The organism is Streptomyces sp. NPDC045846, from assembly GCF_056431605.1.
The window spans coordinates 40,378-47,559 of sequence record NZ_JBWKKJ010000029.1 but is presented as its reverse complement, the minus strand read 5'-3'; the positions used below and the strand labels follow the sequence as shown (position 1 = coordinate 47,559).

Sequence of the window (7,182 nt, the reverse complement as noted above, 5' to 3'; positions counted from 1 at the left end):
GCATCGCCCGCCTGCACAACCTCACCATGGCCGGATGACCAAGGAAGACGCAGGTCAACCAGCACGACAAAGATCATTTACGGGACAAGTCTTAGCGCCGCCCAAAGATCCACATCAGCACTTCAGACACAGGCTCTGACACCTTGGTGGTGATCATGCGTATCTTCCGCACATACGCCCGCGCCTACGCCGACGACCTGGATGCGGTGCTGGCACCGCTCACCGCTGTCACGGCGGAGTCGATCAGCACCCGCTTCACAATGCCGAACGGTTTGGAGTTGGCCACGGTCGGCCGCGTTCTGGTGGTGGCGGGCGATGAGCGAGTACTGGAGCCCTACCGAGCGACAGTGGCCACGCTCATCATCGACGACCTCGACGAGTGCCTGGCATTGCTCAACCGGACCGGAGCGCAGCTCGTGTACGGCCCACAGGCCGTTCCCACCGGCCGGAACCTGACTGCCAAGCTGGCGGGCGGCGTTCAAATCGAATACGTGGAGTGGGACGAGGCCCAGTGGGCACGTGTCGGAGGCCGACCGACGTAGAGCCTCGCCTCGTCCTCGGCCGCGACCTCTGCACTGCCAGTACGCCGTCGAGAACAGCGCCCTGATTACCGTGGCGGTCGCGACTGCCGCAGAGGCGGCGTACTTCGCGTTGTGGCTGCGCAACGGTCTCGTGCCGCACCTTGATCTCAGCCACTTCAGTAGCGAGCGGGCGCGGATGGCGGAGACCTGGTTCCTGCTGGCGGTGGCTTCGAGGAAGTCCGGGCGGCTCTCGACGAGCCCGTTGAGGCATTGAACGGCTGAGTAACCCGGTCCGCCCAACGCCCGGCTCGACGGTCCGCAAGACCCGCGTGGGCGACGGCTACCACAAGCATTTCGTCGATCGTGCCGAGACCCTCGTCATCGACACAGAGCCGAGCTACTCGCCGAGCTCTTCTCCGAAGACGTCAAGGGATGCACCGACGGCCCGTACATCCCGACCTGTCTCTGGGCCATCCTCCAGAACATCGGCCCCCGCACTCCCGCGGCCCAGCGCCCCGTGCAAGCCGTGCTCTACCGCTGCCTCGCGGGAACCGTCACCGGTGCCACGAGTCGCATCCTGAGGCCGCCCCGCCGCCTCAACGGTTTGAACATGTTCAACCTGAGTGGGAGCATGCACCGTCCAAACCACGCAACGGTGCAACAACAGGGGGGATTCGACGTGAGACGTCGATGGGTGAAGGTTCTGACGATCACGGTGGTGGTGCTGGCCGTGCTCTTCACGGCCACCGACCGGATAGCCGTCCACTTCGCGGACCAGGAGGCCGGTCAACTCGCCAAGAGCAAGTACGACTTCACCAACGCCTCCATGGACGTGTCGATCGAGGGCTTCCCGTTCCTCACCCAGGCTGCCGACGGCACCTTCGACCATGTATCGCTGACCGCTCGGAAGTTCTACGTTTCCACCACGGGGAACCGGCAGGGCGGCTGGCTCGACATCGCCCGCCTGCGCCTGGACCTCCAGGACGTGACCGTGACATCGCTGACCGCGCGCAGCGCGCAGGCCAACCTCGCCACCGGCACCCTCGTCCTCTCCTACAAAGACCTGTCCGATCTGGTGACCCGCCTGGCCGGCCAGGGCGGCACCCTCCAGGCCTCCCCCGGCGACGGTTCAGACGGCCAGGCGGCACACGTCAAGGTCACCGGCACTGCGGGCGGCAGTGTTCTGAACAGCACCGCAACCCTGCTGGCCCAGGGCAACGAGCTCTCCCTGACCGTCCCCGGCGCCGAACGCGCCACCGCCTCCTGGAAGATGAGCCTTCCCGAGGGCATAGGCTTCACCGCCGCACGCTCCACCCCGGACGGTGTCGAGATCAGCCTCACCGGACACCAGGTGACCCTCGGAACGTCGCGCTTCAGCCGGTGAAGCCACCTCCCCAGCCCCTGCGCCGCTCCAATTGATCACGGCGGGCCTATATGCGGAACCGTGGCAACGCCGACACCACCACCGATGCCGCCCCCCATGAACGGGTGACAGGGGGACTCCAGCCTTGCCTTCGTACCGGTTGCCCCCCCACGCCCGTAATGGTCGGACGTAGCAAGGCGTTTCGCCCGGCCCGGGGCGCCGGAGCTTCGCCCGGTGTCGTGCTGTTGGCTGTGCCCGGCGGCCTGGGCACCGGCGGCTTCCGTCCCCGTGTGAGTCTCGGCCGCGGCTGGAACGCCTACCGGGGCCTGTACTGACGCGTGGCTGAGGCGCGGCCCCTGGCCGTTCCGGACGGGGGCGGCCAGGGCCGCATGTCCGCAGGCTGCCCCAACTCCAGGGCCGCGCCCGTGTCCTGTGCGGGATGCGGGTACGGCCTCGTCCCCGCAGGACACGGCTGGGCGGTTCACACCGTCTTGATGCCGCCTCCCTCGACGACGTAGTCCGCGCCGGTGATGCTCGCCGCGCGGTCCGAGGCGAGGAACGCGACGACCGCGGCGACCTCGTCAGGTTCGACCATGCGGCCGGTGGTCATGCCCATCGCAGCCGGCACCCCGGGCAGGAAGTCGCGGTGCCCGACGCCGTTCGCCTCGGCGAGGAGGGCACCGAAGCCGTTGTCGTCCTCCCATATGGCGGTACGCGTCGGGCCGGGCGAGACCGTGTTCACGCGTACGCCCTGGGGGCCGAACTCCTCGGAGAGCGCCTTGCCGAACGCGTTGAGGCCCGCCTTCGCGGCGCCGTACTCGATCGGGCCGGTGCCCGGCAGTCGTGCGCTCATCGACGAGATGTTCACGATGGAGCCGCGGCGTTCCAGGATGCTCGGCAGCAGTCGCCGGGTGACCCTGACCGTGCCGAACAGGTTGACCTCGAAGCTGTGCGCCCACAGGGCGTCGTCGGTCGCGAGGAACCCGTTCAGGTTGAACGTGTCCCCGCCGCCGACGTTGTTGACCAGGATGTCCACGCCGCCGAGCGCGGCAAGCGCCTGCGCCCCCAACTCCTCGGCGCCCTCCGGCGTACTCAGGTCGGCCGCGACGGGGTGGGCGCCCGCCTCCTTCAGCTCGGCCGTGATCGTGCGGGCCGCGCCGACCACGCGGACGCCCTCCGCGATGAGCTGGCGCGTGATCGCGAGGCCGACGCCCCGGCTGGCTCCGGTGACGACCGCTGTCTTCCCGGCGAGATCGAGTTCCATGTGACAGGCTCCTTAAAATTTTTGAACTGTAGGTACAAAATTTGGCCGCAAAAACGGACCGGGCACGGACAGTGCCGGTTACAGCGACGCCATCGTCGCGTCCACGACGCGCTTCAACTGCGTGGGGCCCTCGGCGGTCTTCGCCAGTACCCGCATGCCGATCACCGTCGCGAGCAGCCAGGCCGCCACCGTCGCCGCGTCGCGTCCGGCGTCGATCTCACCGGCTCGCTGGCCTTCCTCGATGGTCTCCCGGAACGCGCTCTCCGTGCGGGCGAACATCTTGCGTACGGCGTCGGCCGTATCGGCGTCCACGGAGGCCAGCTCGGCAGCGGTGTTGACCGCCATGCAGCCGCGCCGATCCGGGTCGCCCAAGTCGAGTTCCACGAGGGCTTCCAGCGCACCCCGCAGCCGGTCCTTCGCCGAACCGGGGTGATCGAGCAGGTCCGCCAGCCAAGCGGCCTGCGCGTCGCGATAGCGGGCGAGAGCGCGCTCGAACAACGCGTGCTTGCTGCCGAAGGTGTTGTACAGGCTGCCCTTGCCGATGCCGATCTCATCGACCAGGTCCTGAGGCGTCGTCGCCGCGTACCCCTTGCGCCAGAACACGCCCATCGCGCGCTCCACCGCCACGTCCGGATCGAACTGCTTCGGCCTGCCCATGGAGCTACCGTAGCATTGTTCTTGACCTTGAGGTCAACTACTGGTGCAGGCAACTGGGCGGTGTATCTGCGTGGTTGGCTCAATCCAGCTTCGGCGCCAGCGGCCCCGGCATGACGGCGGCAAAGAGGCCCTGAACCGCCACCTGGGTCACGAGCATGATCCCGCCCCCCGCAACAAGCAGGACCCAGAGAGGGAGCATCAAGAGGAATCCCGTCATGACTCTGAGCTCTTCGACGGACCTCTTCTGACCCAGATGCCCTATCACCACGAGGATGATCAGCGAAGGAACCGCGATCATCAGGAACACTCCAGGGCCCGCGGACATGTTGTCCTGGAACGACGCCCACCTGGACATTTTCATGAACCCCTGGCGGTGCTGGTCAATGCCGGGCGGGGCGAGGGCCGCCGTCGCCGCCCATCCGATCCAAAAGGTCGCAAGGTACCGAACGGCACAGCGCAGGATCCAGCTCTGCTTGTCTTCGTGAGTCGGATCTGCCACTTCGATGTCCGTCATTCCTCAGCTCCCTGAATGCGATTACCGTGCGTCCAGGGTTTGTTGATGTCAGAGGAGCCGAACCTTCTGACTCTGATGGCGATCTTACAGTCGGCCGTAATCCGGCATGCGACCGATGTCCCGGTGGCCCTCTGCGCCCAGTGCACCCGAGGCGGGGCTCTCGGTGACGCCCTGCGCGCGGTGGTCGTCAGGGTGTGCTCGCCTCAGTCCGTTCTTCCCGCTGCGTGACATCCCCGGGTTCGGCCGGTCAGTCGGGCCCACTGTTTGGTGTCCTGCCAGAACAGGCGGTCCTTGACCTCGGTCGGATGGATGCCGGTGGCCACGCGGTCGTGCCAGTCCCGTAGGAAGGCGTTCGCGTCGAGGCGGACCAACCAGGGGGCGGCGAGGCTGCCGTGGGTGCGGGCCGTGCCATAACCGGGTGACTGGCCGCGGAGGTTCTGGTCGAGGTGGGTGAGGAAGGCTGTGGCCTCGTCGTTGCTCCAGGGGGTGGGGCAGGCGACGGCGAACTCGTAGGCGGCGGGGCGTCCTTCGGGCGCGACCGGCTTGCAGGCGGCGTTGCGCACCTCAAGGCCGGTGGCGTCCAGCGCCGCGCGCAGCGCCCTGATCACCTGGGCCTCGCGCAGCCGCTCCCCCGCGTGGTCGGTGCGGTCGGCGCGGCCCGCGTGGGCGAGGCGGGGCACGCCGTCGGCGCGGTCGACCACGCGCACGACGTCGCCGACCGCGTAGCGGTAGAAGCCGCCGACGTGGCTGAAGACGACGTGGTAGTCGCGGCCGTCTTCGAGCTCGTGGGGTTCCAGGGTGGCGGTGTCCGGACCGAGGTCGCCGTCCGCGTCGGCGAACTCGAAGACCGACGCGGTGGCCACCAGGCTGCCCGCCGTCGGATGGCGGTCCAGGGCCACGGCCACCGGTCCTTCGGTGGCGGCGACGGGGGCGCACAGGGCGCTGACGCCCGCGCCGAAGTCTTCGCGCAGGCGCGGCAGGTACAGCGAGGCGAGTCCGGTGGTCGAGCAGAACAGGGCGCGCAGGTGCGGCCAGACGTGGGCCGGGCGCACCGTGCCGAAGCGTTCGGCGCAGTGCTCCAGCTCGGCGGCCCGCGCCGGGTTGGGCAGCCCGTACGGCCGTCCGTCGAGGGTGCCGTCCCGCAGGTCCTTGACGATGCGGGGCCACCACAGGTCGAGCTGGTACGGCAGGGCCGCGACCAGTGCCGGGTCCGTCCCGACGACGCAGCGGACGTCGGCCTCCACGGCGAGGCGCAGGCGCAGGTACATCTTGCGCAGGTGTTCCCCGTCGGTCGCGGGCACGGGCAGCCTGGTCCAGGGCGCGCCGGTGCCGGGTTCGGCGGACAGCGGTTCGCCAAACCGGGCACCTAAGTCCCCCTGGCCGGTGCCTACTTGGGGGCGGCGCGCGGCGGGCGAAGGGTCGTGCTGGAGGTTGAGGACGGATCCGGGGGTGTTCAGGACGTCCGGGAAGTGCTCGATCAGCGGCGCCCAGGCCGCGTAGTGGGAGGGGAAGAACGTGGTGCGCATGAAGCGGGGGGTCACCGGGATCTTCTTGGGGGTGTCGGTGCTACTGCCGCTGGTGACGAACATCTTGGGCTGGTCGGTGGTCAGGACGCCCCGCTCGCCGGCCGCGGCACGCTCGATCCACGGTTCGAGGTCCGCGTACGTCTGGATCGGGACGGCTCGGCGGTAGTCGGCGAGGGTGCGGACGCGGTCGAAGCCGTGCCGACGGCCGTAGTGCGTACCGCCGTTGAAGGTGAGCAGGTCGTCCAGTGCGCGCCGTTGGTGCCCGGCAGCGTCGGCGAAGGAGGCCCGCAGCGCGTGGCGTTCTCCGAGGACGCGTCGGCGGTGGCGGCGCAGGCGGTCGGGGTCCGTCCAGTCCTCAGCCGAATTCATGGGCGAGCACCTCCTCGATCGCCGCCGCGGTGCGTTGCGGGTCGCTCTGTTCCGCGATCACCGTGACCGGAAGGTCGTGGATCTCGTCCCGCATGACCTTGGCCAGGTCCTCCTGGTAGCGGCGGAATCCGTCCCAGTCGGGGTGGGGTCCGTAGTGTTCGAGCACGTTGAGGTCGGCGCCGTAGCGGCTGCGCCGCCAGGCGGTGTGCGGTGGCACGTCGAGGTAGATGACCCGGCGCGGCTGGGGGAAGGACCGCCACCAGGTGTGCGTCGGGTACTCGGGAAGCCCGGCGAGACGGCACTTGGCCAGCAGCTTGTAGTGGTACGAGTCGACGACCGCGGGCCGGCCGGGCGGCCCGGACACGAGCTGGTCGCGCAGGCGGGCGACGGCGTTCCGCACGAGCGTGCCGAAGAACTCCGGGGGCCGGACGCCGGTTCGGGCCGCCCTGTCGGTGACCACGGCCCGGCGCAGCCTGCCGGTCAGGACGTGCTCCAGGCCCGGTTGCCCGTCGTCGACGGAGACGGGACGCCACCGGCGCGCGGCGGGGAGCAGGCGCGCGAAGGCGGACGACGTGCCCGCGTAGTCGGGGCCGAGCAGGACGCAGAACGGTGGTGCGTCGACATCGGGGGGACGGTGTTGCTCCAACGGGGGTGCGAGGTGCCGGGCGGCCATGTGCGGTGTCCCTTCCTTGATGGTGGGGCCGGTGCGGTCGGCCTGGTGGGGCAGGCGCGCCCGGCGTGGACGGTCGATGGCGCGTCGGTTCGCGGTGCGTGATCCTGCGGGGAGGTCAGCAGCAGCCGCCCCCCTGCGGCAGGCCAACCAGTGACGCATCGGTCCGCAGTACGTCCCCCCGCGCGGAGGTCAGCACCAGCCGACCCCCCTGCGGCAGGACGACCGGTGGCACGTCGGTCGCCCCAGGTCAGCCCGCCGCGAGGTCAGCGTCAACCGGCCTGGTTGCGGTAGGACG

8 protein-coding genes are annotated in these 7,182 nt (G+C 69.4%); 3 read left to right on the top strand and 5 right to left on the bottom strand.

The features are described from left to right. The first annotated feature begins 146 nt into the window (after positions 1-146). The 3 genes from AC07F3_RS40395 (at position 147) to AC07F3_RS40385 (ending at position 1,905) form a co-directional block, all read left to right on the top strand. Entirely contained in the window at positions 147-542 is a 396-nt protein-coding gene (locus AC07F3_RS40395) for a hypothetical protein (protein WP_479119962.1), read from the top strand. A 70-nt stretch (positions 543-612) separates the two neighbouring features. Continuing rightward, positions 613-795: a hypothetical protein gene (locus AC07F3_RS40390; RefSeq protein WP_479119961.1), complete on the top strand. Its 183-nt coding sequence runs from the start codon at positions 613-615 to the stop codon at positions 793-795. A gap of 405 nt (positions 796-1,200) precedes the next feature. Continuing rightward, positions 1,201-1,905 carry an LmeA family phospholipid-binding protein gene (locus AC07F3_RS40385; RefSeq protein ID WP_479119959.1) on the top strand — a complete coding sequence of 235 codons (705 nt, stop codon included), beginning with the start codon at positions 1,201-1,203 and terminating at the stop codon, positions 1,903-1,905. Between the two features lie 460 nt (positions 1,906-2,365). On the opposite strand, the gene AC07F3_RS40380 is transcribed toward AC07F3_RS40385, so the two are convergent. The 5 genes from AC07F3_RS40380 to AC07F3_RS40360 all read right to left on the bottom strand — a co-directional run bounded on the left by AC07F3_RS40380 (position 2,366) and on the right by AC07F3_RS40360 (position 6,887). After that, a complete protein-coding gene (locus tag AC07F3_RS40380; RefSeq protein WP_479119957.1) occupies positions 2,366-3,148 on the bottom strand; it encodes an oxidoreductase in 783 nt (260 codons plus the stop codon). A 78-nt stretch (positions 3,149-3,226) separates the two neighbouring features. Then, positions 3,227-3,805, bottom strand: coding sequence for a TetR/AcrR family transcriptional regulator (locus tag AC07F3_RS40375; protein WP_479119956.1), 579 nt, complete (start codon positions 3,803-3,805; stop codon positions 3,227-3,229). A gap of 79 nt (positions 3,806-3,884) precedes the next feature. Next, entirely contained in the window at positions 3,885-4,319 is a 435-nt protein-coding gene (locus AC07F3_RS40370; RefSeq protein ID WP_479119954.1) for a hypothetical protein, read from the bottom strand. Positions 4,320-4,522: 203 nt separating this feature from the next. Further along, positions 4,523-6,214: a GH3 family acyl-acid amido synthetase gene (locus AC07F3_RS40365; protein WP_479119952.1), complete on the bottom strand. Its 1,692-nt coding sequence runs from the start codon at positions 6,212-6,214 to the stop codon at positions 4,523-4,525. Then, positions 6,201-6,887, bottom strand: coding sequence for a hypothetical protein (locus AC07F3_RS40360; RefSeq protein ID WP_479119950.1), 687 nt, complete (start codon positions 6,885-6,887; stop codon positions 6,201-6,203). Before AC07F3_RS40360 ends, AC07F3_RS40365 begins: the two co-directional genes overlap by 14 nt. Positions 6,888-7,182: the final 295 nt, after the last annotated feature.